The sequence below is a fragment of the Sporosarcina trichiuri genome (genome assembly GCF_030406775.1).
Lineage (GTDB): Bacteria > Bacillota > Bacilli > Bacillales_A > Planococcaceae > Sporosarcina > Sporosarcina trichiuri.
The window spans coordinates 1075168-1091745 of record NZ_CP129119.1; the positions used below are offsets into that span (position 1 = coordinate 1075168).

Below are 16578 nucleotides of genomic sequence, written 5' to 3' on the forward strand. Positions count from 1 at the left end.
GATCCCTTTAGAGGAGTGAACGTAAATGGAAGTATTGAAGATTTCCCCGAGGGGCTACTGCTACGGGGTCGTCGATGCAATGGTTATCGCGAGGAATGCGGCACTCGACGAATCGCTGCCGAGACCGATTTATATATTAGGCATGATTGTCCATAACAAGCACGTGACCGATGCATTCGAAGAGGACGGCATCATTACACTTGAAGGGAACAACCGGCTGGATATTCTGAGCCAGGTGGAAAAAGGAACAGTCATTTTTACCGCGCATGGCGTCTCCCCCGAAGTACGGGAGCTGGCAAGAAAGAAGGGCCTTGTTTCAATTGATGCGACGTGCCCGGATGTCACTGTCACACATGACCTGATCCGCGAGAAGACAGCCGACGGATATGAAATCATCTATATCGGCAAATCGCATCACCCGGAACCTGAAGGCGCCCTCGGTGTCGCTCCGGGGAAAGTGCATTTAGTTGAAAATACGGCAGACATCGAAAACCTCGATCTGCACAATGATAAGCTGCTGGTCACGAACCAGACGACCATGAGCCAGTGGGATGTCGCCCACATGATGGAGCTGCTGAAAGAGAAGTTTCCCCAGATCGAAGTGCACAAGGAAATCTGCATGGCGACCCAGGTACGGCAGGAAGCTGTCGCAGAGCAGGCGGGCGAGGCCGAGCTGCTCATCGTTGTCGGGGATCCGAAAAGCAACAACTCAAACCGTCTGACACAAGTGTCGGTCGAGATCGCCGGAACCCCTTCCTACAGGATCTCTGACGTTTCCGAAATCCAGCTGGAATGGCTCGAAGGCGTCGAGCGTGTAGCTGTGACTGCAGGTGCTTCCACGCCGACACTGATTGTCCGGGAAGTTATTGAATTCCTCACGAAGTACAACCCTGAAGACCCATCGACGCACAGTGCGGAACGGAAATTCGAACTCAGCCGTCTTCTTCCGAAAATCAAGAAACCGACGCCTGTCACACGGATCGAACCGTACGTTTAAACTCCAAAAAGGCTGTTGCCGGCCCGTCAGTCCGCTGACGGTCAGTAACAGCCTTTTCCTTTGTCTTCTGCCGGCATTCGCTCAGATGAAGGTGAAGGGTTCTGTGCGGATTTGGGACTCGAGGAATTCAACATCGTACGTTTCAGCTTCGCAGAGGCGTGTCATTTTTTCCGCAACGCCGCGGATCATCACTTTCTCGACGTTATGGCCGGGATCGACGATGCACAGATCGATGGCTTCAGCGTCCTGTGCTGTATGGTAATACATATCTCCGGTCACGAGCACGTCAGAACCTGCCCGTTTCGCCGCATGGATATACTTGTTCCCATCTCCTCCGAGAACGCCGACTTTCCGCACAGTCCGCTCCGTGTCTCCTACGACGCGGACCATCGGAACATCCAGGCATTCCTTCACATGCTCGGCAAACTCCCTCAATGTCATGTTGTCCGGCAGCTTCCCTACTCGGCCGAGGCCCATTGCTTCGCCCGTCCCCTCTTCCGTCTTCTGCAGGATTTCCAGATCGGCGAGTCCCAGTTTCTGTGCAAGCAGGTCATTCACGCCGCCGATTGCGATATCAAGGTTCGTATGGGCGGCATAGACCGAGATATCATTCTTCAGGCACAGCTCGATCATCCGGCCTTGCGGTGTGTCTGTCCAGATATGCTTAGCCGGCCGGAATAGGGGCGGATGGTGCGCGAGTATCAAAGCCGCCCCCCTGCCGATCGCCTCTTCGACAACCTGCTCATTCACGTCCAGTGTCACAAGCACTTTTTCCACCCTTCGGTTCAGCCGGCCGATGTGCAAACCGACGGGATCGCCTTCCATCGCAAGCCTTCTAGGTGACCATGACTCGAACAATTGTATGATTTCATGACCGTTGACCTTCTTCAATCTGTCAGCACCCTTTCGATCAATTCTTTTGTTTCACTCAGCTGCCGGTGCTTTTCCGAAGCTTCCGGACTTTGTGCGGACGAAGAGAGCCGATCCAGGACGCGGGAGATTTCTGCTGCTTCCCCCTGCCATTTCTCGAGGAACGGCTCTGTCCGTTCGTTCATGAGGAACGGACCCATGAACATTTCTTCCGGCGAGTATGCTGCATGTCCGCGTTCCATGGCAAGCACTTCATACAGCTTGCGGTCCTCTTTCAGGATCGCTTCGCCGATAAGCCGCCAACCGTTCGCAGCGCCCCATTCCCGGATCGCCTTGGCATGGACGTTCGGCTGCAGGATCAGCCGGTTCACGTCCGCCAGCCGGCCGGCTCCCGCCTCCAGAATGGAAGCGATCAGTGTTCCACCCATCCCTGCAATCGTTACTGTATCCACTCCGTCTTCCGGCATGATCGCCTGGAGACCGTCTGCAAGACGGACGGTGATCCGGTCACCCAGACCTTCTTTTGCGACGTTCCGTTTTGCCGATTCGTACGGCCCCCGCACGACTTCACCGGCGACCGCTTTATCGATCCGGCTGTTCTGTATGAGCCAGCAGGGCAGGTACGCATGGTCGCTGCCAATGTCGGCCAGCACCGACCCCGGCTTAACAAACGATGCGACACACGCCAGCCGTTCGGATAATCTTTTTGCATTCATAAATAGTGTTCCACCTTTCGTCATCTGCACATGACGCTGATTCCTACTCCCCATCATATCGGAAATGGACAGCGGTTGCACGCAGTACCGCACAAAAAAGCGACCGGGAAGTATGGATACCCCCGGTCGCTTTTCACATGGATTATTTCAAAGAGAGAATGTAGTCGACCATGTCGTCGATGTGAGCATCTTCGATAAGTCCACCCGGCATGCCGCCTTTACCATTCTTGATGATTTCATGGAGCTCATCGGCATCTTTGCCTTCACCGTGCAGGCTCGGCCCAATGTTACCTTCGAGGTTTTCACCATGACATGTAATACATTTCTGCTGAGCGACCGCTTCCGGATCGAAATCACCGGAATCTGCGCCTTCGTCTTTCGTACCTTCTTCAGTTGCTTCATCATCCGAACCGGCAATTTCCTTCTGCTGCGGAATCCCGTACAAGGACATGAAGAAAATGAGTCCGATTCCAAGCGCGAAAATCAGAATATAAGGAACAACAGGATTTTTACCCAACGAACTAACCTCCTTCACCAGAAACAATTCTGTAGTATATAGTGCACACATTCATTGTACTGTATTCGCGGCGAAACCGAAAGACTTATCATTCTACTTTTCGATTTTGTGACAATTTCGCCATACTTTGTGAAGATTTTCAGCAGCCGATCTGCCGGGCGATCACCATACGCTGGACTTCGGAAGTTCCCTCCCCGATTTCAAGCAGCTTGGCGTCCCGCATATAGCGCTCGACTTCGTACTCCCGCATATAGCCATAGCCGCCATGAATCTGGATCGCCTGATCGGCGACTTCCATCGCAATTTCGGACGCATACAGTTTACACATCGCCGCTTCTTTTGTGAACGGCCTGCCCTGGTCTTTCAGCCAGGCGGCTTTGTACACTATTGTGCGTGCGAGCTCGATCTTCAGCGCCATGTCTGCGAGCTTGAACTGCGTCGCCTGGAATTCGGACAGCGTCTTACCGAACTGTTTCCGTTCTTTTGAATAGCGGAGGGCCCTGTCATAAGCTGCCTGGGCGATTCCGACAGCCATCGCTCCGATTCCGATCCTGCCGCCGTCCAATGTGACAAGGAACTGACGGAAACCGTTCCCTCTCTTGCCGAGCAGGTTTTCTTCCGCCACCCGGACATTATCCAGTACGAGCTCCGTCGTATTGGATGCGTGAAGCCCCATCTTTTCATAATTGTCGATGATTGTGAACCCGTCCGCATCCGTCGGTACGATGATGGCGCTGATCTCTTTGCCGCCTGACTCATCCTTCCCTGTAATTGCGGTCAATGCCAGATTCTTTGCATAGCTGGCGTTGGTGATGTACACCTTCGACCCATTGATCGTGAAGGTGCCGTCTTCCAGCACGGCAGTTGTCTGTGTGCCTCCGGCATCCGAGCCGGCATTCGGTTCTGTCAGACCGAACGCGCCGAACGATGTCCCTTCGCAGATCGGGCGCAGATATTTCTGCTTCTGCTCTTCCGTCCCGAACAGATTGAGCGGCGCACCGCCAAGTGAAATATGTGCGGAGTATGTAATCCCTGTCGAAGCACAGGCACGGCTCAGCTCTTCCGTGACAATTGCAAAACTGGTCGTATCCGCACCGGCGCCCCCATACTCCTCCGAAAACGGCAGGCCCATCATCCCCATGTCTGAAAGTTTGCGGAAAATCTCTTTCGGAAACTCATTTGTACGGTCCCGTTCAATCGCGCCGGGAGCGACTTCCTCACTGGCGAATTCCCGGATCGTCTTCTGTATCATCTGCTGTTCTTCAGTTAAGTTAAAATCCATCTCTCATTCCCCCTTTGTGAACGCTTACATGATTCATTATACCGAATTTACGGATAGGTTAACAGAAAAAAGAATCCCTGCTCAATAGGTCATGAGCAGGAATCCGATAATCATTAAAAGTCCGGCTGAACCGGAAATCGTGAAATACATCAGTTTCAGAAGCCGGCCCGCAAACAGCCAAAGGATACTGTTGAGCATCAGCAGACCGAGAAGCAGCATGGTCTCCCCCTCAAAATATGAAAACCATACTTTCAGTGAGAGTCCGAGAATAAGAAACGCCGCAATTATGTAGGTAAATGGCAGCAGGGAATTCCTGACTGCCTTGCTGGTCATCAGCCGGACTAGCAGCATCGCCGTGAACAGACAAGTGGCTGCGATTGCTGCCAGCGGATGACTTTTGACGAAAAACAGTACTGCTCCGAGCCCGCCGGCTGCCAGGAGAAGCAGAATCAGTCTGCCGGAAACGGGAGACCGTTCTTTCTCAAGAACGGACGTCTCTGCCTTCATCTCTTCCTGTCCTTCCGATTCACCCTGGGCGTACAGCGTGATCAGAAAATCACAATAATGCTCGGGAAGGAGTCGGTTTTTCTTCCAATACTGTATTTCAGAAATGATGATCCGTTTGCGCTGTGGGTTCATAACCGTTCTCCTTCTCTTTCAAAAAAGGCGCCGGCAGCTTGTCCGGCACCTCGGCAATCATTCCAGGAAGTCTTTCAAACGCTTGCTGCGGGATGGGTGGCGCAGCTTTCTGAGTGCTTTCGCTTCGATCTGCCGGATCCGTTCCCGGGTGACGCCGAATACTTTCCCGACTTCCTCGAGTGTCCTTGTTCTGCCGTCATCCAGTCCGAAGCGGAGACGCAGGACGTTCTCTTCCCGGTCGGTCAGCGTATCGAGCACATCTTCCAGCTGTTCCTTCAGCAGTTCATAGGCTGCATGGTCAGACGGGGACTGCGCTTCCGAATCCTCGATGAAATCACCAAGATGGGAATCATCCTCTTCCCCGATCGGTGTTTCGAGAGAGACGGGCTCTTGCGCAATCTTCAGGATCTCACGCACTTTCTCAGGTGTGAGTTCCATTTCCTCGCCGATCTCCTCAGGCGATGGTTCCCGGCCGAGATCCTGCAGCAGCTGGCGCTGGACACGGATCAGCTTGTTGATGGTTTCCACCATATGGACAGGAATCCGGATCGTACGCGCCTGGTCCGCGATCGCACGGGTGATGGCCTGGCGGATCCACCAAGTCGCATACGTACTGAACTTGAACCCTTTCGTATGGTCGAACTTTTCAACAGCTTTGATAAGCCCCATGTTACCTTCCTGGATGAGGTCGAGGAACAGCATTCCGCGGCCCACATAGCGCTTTGCGATACTGACGACCAACCGCAAGTTCGCTTCCGCAAGCCTTTTCTTCGCTTCCTCATCGCCAGCGATGATCCGCTTCGCCAATTCGACTTCCTCTTTACCGGTAAGCAGGTCGACACGGCCGATCTCTTTCAGATACATACGGACAGGATCATTGATCTTCACACCCGGCGGAACACTGAGATCGTTCAGATCGAACCGTTCCTCATCGGCAGCCGGCTTATCAGGTGCATCTTCCGCGCTGTCCTCTTTGCCTTCCATCTCGATGCCGGCTGCCTCGATCTGATCGAGAAACTCCTCAAACTGGTCGGGTTCCATTTCAAAGGCTGCAAGTTTCTCTGTAACCTCTTCCAGAGAAAGCTCTCCGCTTTTCTTGCCGCTGTCGAGCAGGGCCGCTTTGGCATCCTCCAATGTAGTTTCAGTCTCGCCAGTCAGTTCCTCTTTTTTTGCCATAATAACCTGTTCCTCCTTAGTACGCCGGTCGGCTTACATTGCCGATAATGATTTCCGGAGCTGTATGATCTCGCGCGCAAGCTCAAGAGCTGCTGGATGATCGTTCATTTTTTCCGCGTCTTTCGATTCGTGCATTTTCTGTTCGATCAGCTGCTGGATCCTGTATTTCTTAAGGTGTTTCACACAATCTTCCACTTCCTGTTCGGCATGCTCGGGGTCACGGTCCGCCGATGCAGCTTCCAGGACCAGACGGCGCAGTTCCCGTTCCTCGATCATTTCAGAGAAACGGTGGAAGTCCGGACTGCCGTACTGTTCATAAAATCCTGCGAGGCGGATGTAAAGCGTTGCATACTCGTCATGGATGAAGACATTATCATGCTGCCGTACCGTATCGAACAGGGAACCATCGTTCACGATGTGTCCGAACAGCAGCCGTTCCGCCCGTTCCGTTGCAGACAGCGTCTTCTTGGAAGGCTGCTGGACCGGAGGAGGCGCCTGGACTGCAGCTGTGCTGCTCTGTGTATGTTTGGCAGCTTTTCCGGCGGCTTTTGCAAATGCCTGTGCAAGTGCGTCCGCCGAGACGTTCGTCTCTGCAGACAGCTGCCGCAGCATGATATCCTTTTCGACAGGTGTCAGGACAGCCGCCAATTGTTCCATGACTTCGTGGATATATTGGAGAATGTCATTTTCCTGTGACAGGTTTTTGGACCGTTTTGAATAAGCCAGTATGAATGACATATACGTATGCGGATTGCCGATGATCTTATCTTCGAAGGCTTCGATGCCGTACTCGGAAATATAATCGTCGGGATCCATCTTTCCCGGCAGCAGGGCTACCCTTACATTGAATCCCTTCTGCATGGAAAGGTCGGCAAAACGTTTCGCGGCTTCCCAGCCAGGGCTGTCCCCGTCACAGCATATGATCAGGTCGCTGGTGATCCGCTTCAGCTTGATAAGCTGATGGTCGGACAGTGACGTCCCCATTACCGCCACCGTGTTTCCGATCCCATTCCGATCCGCCGACAGCGTGTCCATGAAACCTTCGAATACTATGACATTACCCGTTTTACGTGCATTGACTCGCGCCCTGTGAAAATTATAGAGCAGACGGCTTTTCTGGAAAATCGGTGTCTCCGGGCTGTTCAGGTATTTCGCTTCCTTATCATTTTTGACGAGGACGCGGCCGGAAAAACCGACAATCCGGCCATTGTCATCGTGCAGCGGAAACATCACCCGCCCCCTGAACCGGTCAAAACAGCCTGTGCCGTCCTCCCTCTGTATGATAAGCCCTGAAGCGACCATCTCTTCCGGATCGAATCCCTGACGTGCCAGCAGTGAAGTCAGCGCTTCCCAGTCGTCCAGGGCAAAGCCGATGCTGTACTTTTCGATAGTTTCCCTCGTAAACCCTCTTTCCAGCAAATATTCGTATGCTTTTTCACCTTCAACCGTATTCAAAAGCAGATGGTTATAGAAGTTTGCCGCGAACTCATGGGCTTCATACATTTGTTTGTGGACCGTATTCTTTTCAGAGCGGTTCCCCATCTCCACGGATGCATCGATCGGGATGTCCAGCCGCTGAGCGAGCTGGACGACCGCTTCCGTAAAAGGGAGTCCGTCAATATCCATGATGAATGTTATTGCATTGCCGCTCGCTCCGCAGCCGAAACAGTGAAAAAGCTGTTTGTCCTCCGAGACCGAGAAAGACGGCGTGCTCTCACCGTGGAACGGACAGAGTCCGAACCAATTCTTTCCCCGCTTCGTAAGGCGGACATGTTCGCCGATCAGATCGACAATGTCCGTCTTGGATCTGATTTCCTCTATTGTCTGTTCAGGTATTTTAGACATATGCTCACCATCTCACAGTCTTTAATTCGATATCGTGCCGAAAAACCCTTCTTAATTCGACAATTTTTTATTTTATACGGAAATTTCTAGTTTACACCATTCTGCAGAACAATACCAATACAAAATAGTTTTCCCGCTTCAGGAAGTCCAAAACGAAAAAAGAGGGACCGTTCCAATCATTGGAGGTCCTTCCGAATCTGTTCGAATTTCCTGTTATTCAGCTGCGCGATGATTACATTGGCGGTCTCCTCGACTGCCCTGTTGGAAACATCGATGACGGTACAGCCGATTTTGTCCGCCACTTTATAGAAATGGGCAATCTCCTGCTCGATCCTGTCGATTTTGGCGTAGTTCGCATCATCTTTCAGGCCGAGTGCGATCAGCCGCTCTTTCCGTATCGAATTCAGGACTTCCGGGGAAATCACGAGCCCGAAGCACTTGCCCGGGTCAATACTGTACAGCTCAGAGGGCGGCTCGACTTCAGGGACGAGGGGGACATTCGCCACTTTGAAACGCTGATGCGCCAAGTACTGGGACAGCGGTGTTTTGGATGTCCTCGAGATTCCGACCAATACGATATCCGCATTCAAAACCCCCCGCGGGTCCCGGCCGTCATCATACTTCACCGCAAACTCGATCGCCTCGATTTTCTTGAAATAATCGTCGTCCAGCTGGCGGACCAGGCCCGGCTCCTCGATCGGCTGTTCTCTTGTCATATGCTCGATGGAATGCAGGATCGGACCGAGCAGATCGACACACTGGATACTGTGCGTGCCGCAAAGACGGACCAGCGATTCACGCATGCTGCTTCTGACAAGTGTATAGATGATGATCGCATGCTGCTGCTGGGCGAGCCAGGCGATCTCCTTCAGCTGGCTCTCCTCTTCGATATGTGAGAAACGGGTCATCGATACCGTCTCCAAGTCCTGCCGGAACTGACTGGCCGCTGCCTTTGCGACGAGTTCCGCAGTTTCACCGACAGAATCCGATACGATGAAGAATTTGAGTTTGTTCATAGAATGGGTCACCTCATAGCTCATGGTCTTGTGCGAGTGTCAGAAAAGCAGCCGTAATGTTTGTCTTCGTAATCCGCCCGACAACTTCCAGCCCAACGGACGCGGAACTGATGACGGGCAGGGAATCTATCTGCTTATCTATCATCTTCCGAGCCGCGGACAGGAGTGTATCCTGCTTATGGCAGTAGATGATATTCGGCATGCGTGTCATCATGACATGCACCGGCATCTTTTCAAGTTCGGTATTCCCTATACTTGTCCGAAGCAGGTCTTTGCGTGAAAGGACACCTGTCAGACAGGAATTCCCGTCAACGACGAACAATGTCCCCACATCCTGCAGGAACATCTGACAGATGGCATCATACACGGAATCCTGCTCCGTGACGACTGCGGGTGTGGATTGGAAATCACCGACCTTCATGCCGATCATCTCGTCGCCGACAGATGCCGCCTGCTTTTTCCCCGAATAGAAGTAGCCGACACGGGGCCGGGCATCCAAGTATCCGGCCATTGTCAGGATGGCCAGGTCCGGACGGATTGTAGCACGTGTCAGATGCAGCCGGTCTGCGATATGCTCCCCGGTTATCGGGCCATCCGCCTTGACGATGGCAACGATCTCCGTCTGGCGCTTATTGAGTTCCATCTATGTCACCGTCCTAAGCGTTCAATTCAACAAATCTCCCTCTAGTATATAACAAATCATGTTCTATTGCGAAGAATGAAGAACCGTGCTAAACTGTATCCAGCTGAATAAAAGGCGAAGAAGGGCCTATAACTAGTGTCACGAAGACAGCGAGCGGGGATGGTGCAAGCCCGCAGCGGACATGAAACGGCAGCCCGGAGCCATTGCAATTTGGAAAGCGGGCTGTGACTCACAGCCAATCGAGGTGGAACCGCGGGGCATGTCGCACCCGTCCTCGGACAGTATATGTCCGGGGACGGGTGCTTATTTTAATTGGAGGGATTCTTATGTACACAATGGAGCAGATCGTCAACGTCTCAAAACAGCGGGGATTCGTATTTCCGGGCTCGGAAATCTACGGAGGACTTGCAAATACGTGGGATTACGGGCCGCTCGGCATCGAATTGAAAAACAATATCAAACAGGCCTGGTGGAAGAAATTCGTCCAGGAGTCCCCGTACAATGTCGGCTTGGACGCAGCAATCCTCATGAATCCGAAAGTCTGGGAAGCATCCGGCCATATCGGCAATTTCAACGACCCGATGATCGACTGCAAGAAGTGTAAAACACGCCACCGGGCGGATAAGCTGATCGAAGACGCTCTCGAAGCAAAAGGAATGGAGGTCGTCGTCGACGGCATGCCATTCGAAAAGATGAAAGAACTGATCGTCGAGCATGATATCGTCTGTCCGTCATGCGGAGCACTCGACTATACGGACATCCGCCAGTTCAACCTGATGTTCAAGACGACACAGGGGGTGACGGACTCGTCCGCCAACGAAATCTTCCTCCGTCCGGAAACGGCACAGGGGATTTTCGTGAACTTCAAAAATGTCCAGCGTTCCATGAGAAAGAAGCTTCCATTCGGCATCGCGCAAATCGGGAAAAGTTTCCGGAATGAGATCACTCCCGGTAACTTCACGTTCCGCACACGGGAATTCGAACAGATGGAACTCGAGTTCTTCTGCAAACCGGGTGAAGACGAAGACTGGTACGCATACTGGCGGGAAGCATCCAAGAACTGGCTGCTCGCTCTCGGGCTCACAGAAGATAACATCCGCCTGCGTGAACATAATCAGGATGAGCTGTCCCACTACTCAAAAGGCACAGTTGATATCGAGTTCAAGTTCCCGTTCGGCTGGGGCGAACTTTGGGGAATCGCCAATCGGACAGACTTCGATCTGAAGCGTCACATGGAATTCTCCAATGAGGATTTCCATTACCAGGATCCTGTGACGAACGAAAAATTCGTACCCTACTGTATCGAACCTTCCGTCGGGGCCGACCGTGTCACGCTCGCCTTCCTCTGTGACGCATTCGACGAAGAGGATCTCGAAGGGGATGACAAGCGGACTGTCATGCGCTTCCATCCAGCACTCGCGCCGGTCAAGGCTGCCGTGCTGCCGCTGTCCAAGAAACTGTCTGCCGGCGCGGAGGAAGTGTTCGCCGGGCTGCGGAAACATTTTGCCGTCCAATATGACGATTCCCAGTCGATCGGAAAGCGGTACCGCCGCCAGGACGAAATCGGCACGCCTTTCTGCATCACCTATGATTTCGATTCCGAAGAGGACCGTCAAGTGACCGTCCGCCATCGGGACTCGATGGATCAGGTCCGGATGCCGATCAGTGAATTGCAGCAATACATCGAAGAACGCATCACATTCTGACAGCCGTGAAAAAACCGGAGAAACCAGATCACTCATCTGGTTCCTCCGGTTTTTCAGTTTTCCGTGTCAGTGCAGGAGTCCTGTCCATCTGGTCGAGGAAGGTACGTGACTTGAGCCGCAGCCCGACTTGCTCATCATAGATCTGGCGGACCAATTTCTTCATGAACTGCTTGGTCGTCTTCTTCAGTATCAGCGAGCCCACTTGGGAAATCGGCACGGCGGCGAATGTGCGGATCAGTTTCAGCTGTGCGGGTGTGATCCGGACGATATAGGGATCCCTGTGGAAGCAGCGGTGGCAGAGGAAACCGATCTCCTGGAAGGAGAACGCAAATTCACCTTCCGTGGCACCACAGGAGGCGCATTGGTGGAGTACAGGGTATATTCCGGCGACCGGCAGCATCTTCCACTCAGCGAACAGTGCAACAGCTTCAGGATCATACCCTTCATCGATCGCATGCAGGGAGTCGTAGAGCAAATCGAAGACACCTGACAGGCGGCTTCCGTCTTCTGTCAGCTTATCGGTCAATTCGACAATATAACTGGCATACGCAGTCGCTTCCAGGTCTTCACGGATGTGCCGCATGGAATCGATCGTCTCCCCCTGTTCCAGCGCGCCCATCCCTTTCCCGGTCCGCAGCAGGAAGGATGCATGGACGAACACCTGCGTAACGGAAGAAAGCCGGCTCGCCGGTTTCTTTGCGCCGCGGGCCATCGCTGTCAGCTTGCCCGCTTCCTTCGTTAGTATGGTGACAATCTTATTCGTCTCGCCATATGGGATTGTACGAAGCACGATCCCTTCCCATTTGTTCATCATGACGTTCGCCTCCACTCAATTGCAGAACGGTCAGTATTCGTCTTCCCTGAATCCGAACTCCTTCAGTTGCCCGGGCTTATTGCGCCAGTCTTTCTGCACTTTCACCCAGAGTTCCAGATAGACCTTCGAACCAAGTAGCATTTCGATATCACGACGGGCCTTCGAACCGATCTGTTTCAGCAGGGCGCCCTGCTTACCGATGACAATCCCCTTCTGGGAATCCCGCTCGACGATGATGGTGGCCATGACATTGACCAGGTCCCTGTCGGACTCCCGCGAGATTTTGTCGATAACAACTGCAATCGAGTGGGGTACTTCCTCGCGCGTCAGGTGAAGCACCTTTTCACGGATCAGTTCCGAGACGATGAAGCGTTCGGGATGATCGGTCACCTGGTCATCAGGATAATACTTCGGTCCTTCCGGAAGATAGGTCAGCAGCGTCTCCATCAGTCGTTCCACGTTGTTGCCATTCAGGGCGGACAGCGGCACGATCTCCGCAAAGTCATATTCCTCGGTATATGAGGTGATGATGCCAAGCAGATCATCAGGATGCACTAGGTCGATTTTGTTAATGACGAGAAATACAGGTGTCTCCGTCCCCTGCAGCATTTCCATGACAAATCTGTCGCCGGGTCCGATTTTCTCGTTGGCATTGACCATGAAAAGAATGACATCGACTTCCTTCAGCGTATTCTTGGCGGATTTCATCATGAAGTCGCCGAGCTTATGTTTCGGCTTATGGATGCCCGGTGTATCGATGAACACCATCTGCGAGTTTTCGTTTGTGACGACACCCTGCACTTTGTTGCGTGTTGTCTGCGGCTTATCACTCATGATGGCGATCTTCTGTCCGACAACCCGGTTCATGAATGTCGATTTTCCGACGTTCGGCCGGCCGATGATGGAGACAAAGCCTGACTTGAAATCATTGTGCTCCATAGTCGAGATCCTCCTTGCTGAACGCTCCGGGAAGGAGCCCGCCAACCGTCGTTTCCAGGATGCTTCCTGTCGTGTTGGTCAGGAAGACCGGCATGTCGCTCGGGCAGAACTCTGCAATGACCTGTCGGCATGCACCGCAGGGTGAGATGGGGCCTTCCGTATTCCCAGTAACGGCCAATGCAGCAAACGACCGGGTTCCCTCCGAGATCGCTTTGAAGAAAGCGGTCCGTTCGGCACAATTCGCCATGCTGTATGCTGAATTCTCGATGTTGCAGCCTTCTATGATGTCACCATCCGCAGTCAGGAGTGCTGCACCCACTGGGAATTTCGAGTACGGCACATAGGCGTTCTCCATAGCGTGTATCGCATGATCTATCAGTTTCTGTTTATCCAAAAATCCCACTCCAATCTAGTAATTAAGCCGCTTAATCAAACCATTTCGGCAAAAATATGATCGCGCCTGTGACAGCGCTTGCTATCGCGAAAACAAGGACAGCACCGGCAGCCAGATCCTTGGCCTGCTTCGCAAGCGGATGCCATTCACCAGTCACAAGATCCACAGTCCGCTCGACGGCTGCATTCATCAGCTCCAGTGCTATCATCAGTCCGATGACGATGACGATGATGATCCACTCCGTCCGGCTCAGGCCCGTCCATAAGCCGGCAGCCAGGACAGCAGCCGCTGCAGCCAGATGGGATTTGACATTTCGTTCATACAGGACACCATGCCAGATGCCCATCCATGCGTACGTAAACGCCATGAGGTACTTCTTCATAGCTATATTACCGTCCGAGACCGTATTCTCGCAGGATCTCATCCTGCCGGCCGAACATCTTCTTTTCATCGGTCTCTGTCATATGATCATAGCCAAGCAGGTGGAGGAATCCATGCAGTGCGAGGAACCCAAGTTCACGCTCCAGACTGTGGCCGTATTCCTCTGCCTGCCGTTTTGCGGTTTCGACGGAGATAAGGAGATCGCCGAGATGGCGCTGCATGTCCGCTGCACCGACAATCGCCGTCTCCCCTTCGCCTTCTTCTTCCAGGGCGAACGAAATGACGTCAGTCGGTGTGTCTTTCCCGCGGTATTCCCGGTTAATGTCCCGGATGGACTCATCGTCCAGAAAGGTTACCGACAATTCAGTGCCGGACGCTACCGCTTCCTTATCTGCAGCGAACGCGAGCAGCCGCTCGATCAATTCCGCGGCACCGGCAGCGGCTCCGTCTGTTTCGTCCATGAAGTCAATGGTAAGCACAGGCTCCCTCCTTAATGTAAGTTATTTCGGGTATTCGATACGGCTGTGGAAAATGCCGTTCAATGTTTCACAGATGACCTGCTCGACTTTACGGATCTCTTTGAGCGACAGGTCGCATTCATCGAACTGTCCGTCGTTCACTTTTTCCTTGACGATCGCTTTCACGAGCGCGGAAATCTTTTCAGGTGTCGGTTCCTTCATGGAACGGACGGCAGCTTCGCAGCTGTCCGCAATGGAAATAACAGCGATTTCCTTCGTCTGCGGTTTCGGTCCTGCATATCGGAAGTCATCTTCCCGGACGCCGGGGTCCTGTTCTTTCGCTTTGTGGAAAAAGAATTTCAAAAAGCTAGTGCCATGATGCTGGCGGGCGATGTCGATGATATGTGAAGGCATTTTGTGAGCCGCCAGTATATCCGCACCGTCGGTTGCGTGGGCAATAATGATATCCCGGCTTTCTTCCGGCGTCAACTGATCATGCGGATTTTTGCCATGCTGGTTTTCTATGAAGTACATCGGCCGCACCGTTTTACCGATATCATGGTAATAGCTGCCGACCCTCGCCAGCAGTCCGTGAGCGCCGATCGCTTCGCATGCCGCGTCGGCAAGGTTTGCTACCATCACGCTGTGGTGGTAGGTTCCCGGTGTTTCCGTCAGCACTTTTTTCAGAAGCGGATGATTCGGATTCGACAGCTCAATCAGGCGCATATCCGAGACGACGTTGAACACCGACTCGAAGAATGGGAGCAGCCCGATCGTAAGCGCTGCTGCAAGGATAGCAGAACTGACAGCAGCGACGGCATAGAAAATGATCTCCGCTATCGTATAGGAAGACTGTGTCATCAGCAGATAGAAAGCGATATACAACACATTGACGACTGCAGCCGCCAGACTTGTACGGAGGATAGCAGTCCGCCTGCCGCTGTCGCCGAGCACCAGCAGGGCAGTCACCCCGCTGAGCAGGAAGTACAGCACCACTTCCATCTGCATGATCGACGCAACGCCTTCCTGCAGGATCAGTCCGCTAAGTGCGGATGTGACAACGATCGACAGGATTGCAAGACGGTCGTTCGTCAGCAGTTTCACCAGCAGGGGTGCCATGGCGGCAGGGAACATGAAGGCGACCTGCACGTCGAATTCCTTTTCGAGCACGCCTGCCAGTTTCATCACGATGACTGTCAGGAATAAGACCGCATAAAAGATGAACAAGTATTTTCTCCTGACGGCGCTGTCTTCACGGCTTAACATGAAGTATCCGTAGATCAGGCCTGACAAGAGCAGCAGGAAACAGACCAGACCCGCAATCGGTTTTGCGGAGCTCTGATTTGTCAGCAGTCCGGTCAGCTGAAGCTGCCGGTACGTCTCCTTGTCGATCACCTGACCTTCCCGCACGAGTACTTGTCCCTGCAGGATCCGCGTCGCCTCGATGCTGTCCCTCGCCTGTTTGATACGCTGCTCAGTCAGTTCTTCATTGACTGTTTCAGTAGGGACGATCAGCGGCCTGATCAGCTGGATCATCGTCTGGATCTGCTCTTCGGGTACGTCCTCGGACATCCTGATTTTGCGTTCCGCATCGTACAGCACGGCTGCAAGATCCTTTGCTTTGAACGGCTTTGTCAGCTCTGACTCCAGGATGCTGTCGGTCTCCTGACGGATGTTCAGGAGTACGCTTTCGTTTTCCAGGAGCAGGCTGCGGAGTACCGTATCATTCAGGTAAAAATCCGGTTCCTTTTCTTTCAGCACCTTCAGTTTCTTTTTCATCTCATCCACCGATTTCTTCAGAACGGTGTCTGTGACGTGCTCTTCTTTTGCAAGCACCGACTGCTTCACTTCCAGAATATCATCGAACAGCGATCGGGCGATCATCCGCCGGTTCGGCGCTATCTCTTCGTTGAATTGATAGACAGGCGGCTGCTCGTCCGCCACCCGTTCCCGTTCTTCTTCAGTGCGTTCCGTATCTTCAACTGTTTTCAGGGAACGTATCGTGCTCGGTGCAATCTCGAAGGGCGAAAGTTCGTAGGTTTCCTGACGGACGTCTTCCAGGAGCAGGAAAAAGAGAAGGACGGCGGACAGGCCGACCACGAACGATGCAGTTACTTGAAATGTCAAGGACTTGATAAGTCGGATCAACGGCTTGTGCATCCCTTGAATCCCCTTTCAGCCAAAA

17 protein-coding genes are annotated in these 16578 nt (G+C 53.0%); 2 read left to right on the top strand and 15 right to left on the bottom strand.

From position 1 onward, the window contains the following. Positions 1-25: 25 nt before the first annotated feature. Positions 26-997 carry a 4-hydroxy-3-methylbut-2-enyl diphosphate reductase gene (locus tag QWT68_RS05740; protein ID WP_040286628.1) on the top strand — a complete coding sequence of 324 codons (972 nt, stop codon included), beginning with the start codon at positions 26-28 and terminating at the stop codon, positions 995-997. 81 nt (positions 998-1078) lie between these two features. Here the strand turns inward: QWT68_RS05740 and QWT68_RS05745 are convergent, their stop codons facing one another. The 9 genes from QWT68_RS05745 to ccpN form a co-directional block, all read right to left on the bottom strand. Next, positions 1079-1888, bottom strand: coding sequence for a Nif3-like dinuclear metal center hexameric protein (locus QWT68_RS05745; protein ID WP_290150139.1), 810 nt, complete (start codon positions 1886-1888; stop codon positions 1079-1081). Beyond that, positions 1885-2583, bottom strand: coding sequence for a tRNA (adenine(22)-N(1))-methyltransferase (locus tag QWT68_RS05750; RefSeq protein ID WP_290150142.1), 699 nt, complete (start codon positions 2581-2583; stop codon positions 1885-1887). Before QWT68_RS05750 ends, QWT68_RS05745 begins: the two co-directional genes overlap by 4 nt. Before the next feature lie 142 nt (positions 2584-2725). Beyond that, entirely contained in the window at positions 2726-3100 is a 375-nt protein-coding gene (cccA, locus tag QWT68_RS05755; protein ID WP_040286631.1) for a cytochrome c550, read from the bottom strand. A 139-nt stretch (positions 3101-3239) separates the two neighbouring features. Then, positions 3240-4382, bottom strand: a complete 1143-nt coding sequence (locus QWT68_RS05760; protein WP_290150144.1) for an acyl-CoA dehydrogenase family protein — start codon at positions 4380-4382, stop codon at positions 3240-3242. Between the two features lie 81 nt (positions 4383-4463). After that, positions 4464-5021: a hypothetical protein gene (locus tag QWT68_RS05765; protein WP_040286633.1), complete on the bottom strand. Its 558-nt coding sequence runs from the start codon at positions 5019-5021 to the stop codon at positions 4464-4466. Between the two features lie 57 nt (positions 5022-5078). Beyond that, positions 5079-6197, bottom strand: coding sequence for an RNA polymerase sigma factor RpoD (rpoD, locus tag QWT68_RS05770; RefSeq protein ID WP_040286634.1), 1119 nt, complete (start codon positions 6195-6197; stop codon positions 5079-5081). A 33-nt stretch (positions 6198-6230) separates the two neighbouring features. Then, entirely contained in the window at positions 6231-8042 is a 1812-nt protein-coding gene (gene dnaG / locus QWT68_RS05775; protein ID WP_040286635.1) for a DNA primase, read from the bottom strand. Between the two features lie 176 nt (positions 8043-8218). Beyond that, the gene (locus tag QWT68_RS05780) at positions 8219-9058 is read right to left on the bottom strand and encodes a pyruvate, water dikinase regulatory protein (protein ID WP_290150147.1); all 840 of its coding nucleotides are present in this window, start codon (positions 9056-9058) and stop codon (positions 8219-8221) included. Positions 9059-9071: 13 nt separating this feature from the next. Then, positions 9072-9701: a transcriptional regulator CcpN gene (ccpN, locus tag QWT68_RS05785; protein ID WP_040286637.1), complete on the bottom strand. Its 630-nt coding sequence runs from the start codon at positions 9699-9701 to the stop codon at positions 9072-9074. A gap of 326 nt (positions 9702-10027) precedes the next feature. Here ccpN and QWT68_RS05790 point away from each other — a divergent pair, with 326 nt between their 5' ends. Beyond that, positions 10028-11407 carry a glycine--tRNA ligase gene (locus QWT68_RS05790; protein WP_040286638.1) on the top strand — a complete coding sequence of 460 codons (1380 nt, stop codon included), beginning with the start codon at positions 10028-10030 and terminating at the stop codon, positions 11405-11407. Between the two features lie 28 nt (positions 11408-11435). Here the strand turns inward: QWT68_RS05790 and recO are convergent, their stop codons facing one another. From recO to QWT68_RS05820, 6 genes are read right to left on the bottom strand one after another with little or no spacing between them, the layout of a single operon-like run. Continuing rightward, positions 11436-12221: a DNA repair protein RecO gene (gene recO / locus QWT68_RS05795; protein WP_040286639.1), complete on the bottom strand. Its 786-nt coding sequence runs from the start codon at positions 12219-12221 to the stop codon at positions 11436-11438. A 30-nt stretch (positions 12222-12251) separates the two neighbouring features. Next, on the bottom strand, positions 12252-13160 hold the full coding sequence (gene era, locus QWT68_RS05800; protein WP_040286640.1) for a GTPase Era: 909 nt from the start codon (positions 13158-13160) through the stop codon (positions 12252-12254). Next, positions 13147-13554 (bottom strand): cytidine deaminase, encoded by a 408-nt coding sequence (locus QWT68_RS05805; protein ID WP_040286641.1) that lies wholly within the window; start codon positions 13552-13554, stop codon positions 13147-13149. The genes era and QWT68_RS05805 overlap by 14 nt, the downstream gene beginning before the upstream one ends. 31 nt (positions 13555-13585) lie before the next feature. Further along, positions 13586-13936, bottom strand: coding sequence for a diacylglycerol kinase family protein (locus QWT68_RS05810; RefSeq protein WP_040286642.1), 351 nt, complete (start codon positions 13934-13936; stop codon positions 13586-13588). A 7-nt stretch (positions 13937-13943) separates the two neighbouring features. Continuing rightward, entirely contained in the window at positions 13944-14396 is a 453-nt protein-coding gene (ybeY, locus tag QWT68_RS05815; RefSeq protein WP_290150457.1) for an rRNA maturation RNase YbeY, read from the bottom strand. A 39-nt stretch (positions 14397-14435) separates the two neighbouring features. Then, positions 14436-16553 (bottom strand): HD family phosphohydrolase, encoded by a 2118-nt coding sequence (locus QWT68_RS05820; protein ID WP_040286643.1) that lies wholly within the window; start codon positions 16551-16553, stop codon positions 14436-14438. Between the last annotated feature and the right edge of the window lie 25 nt (positions 16554-16578).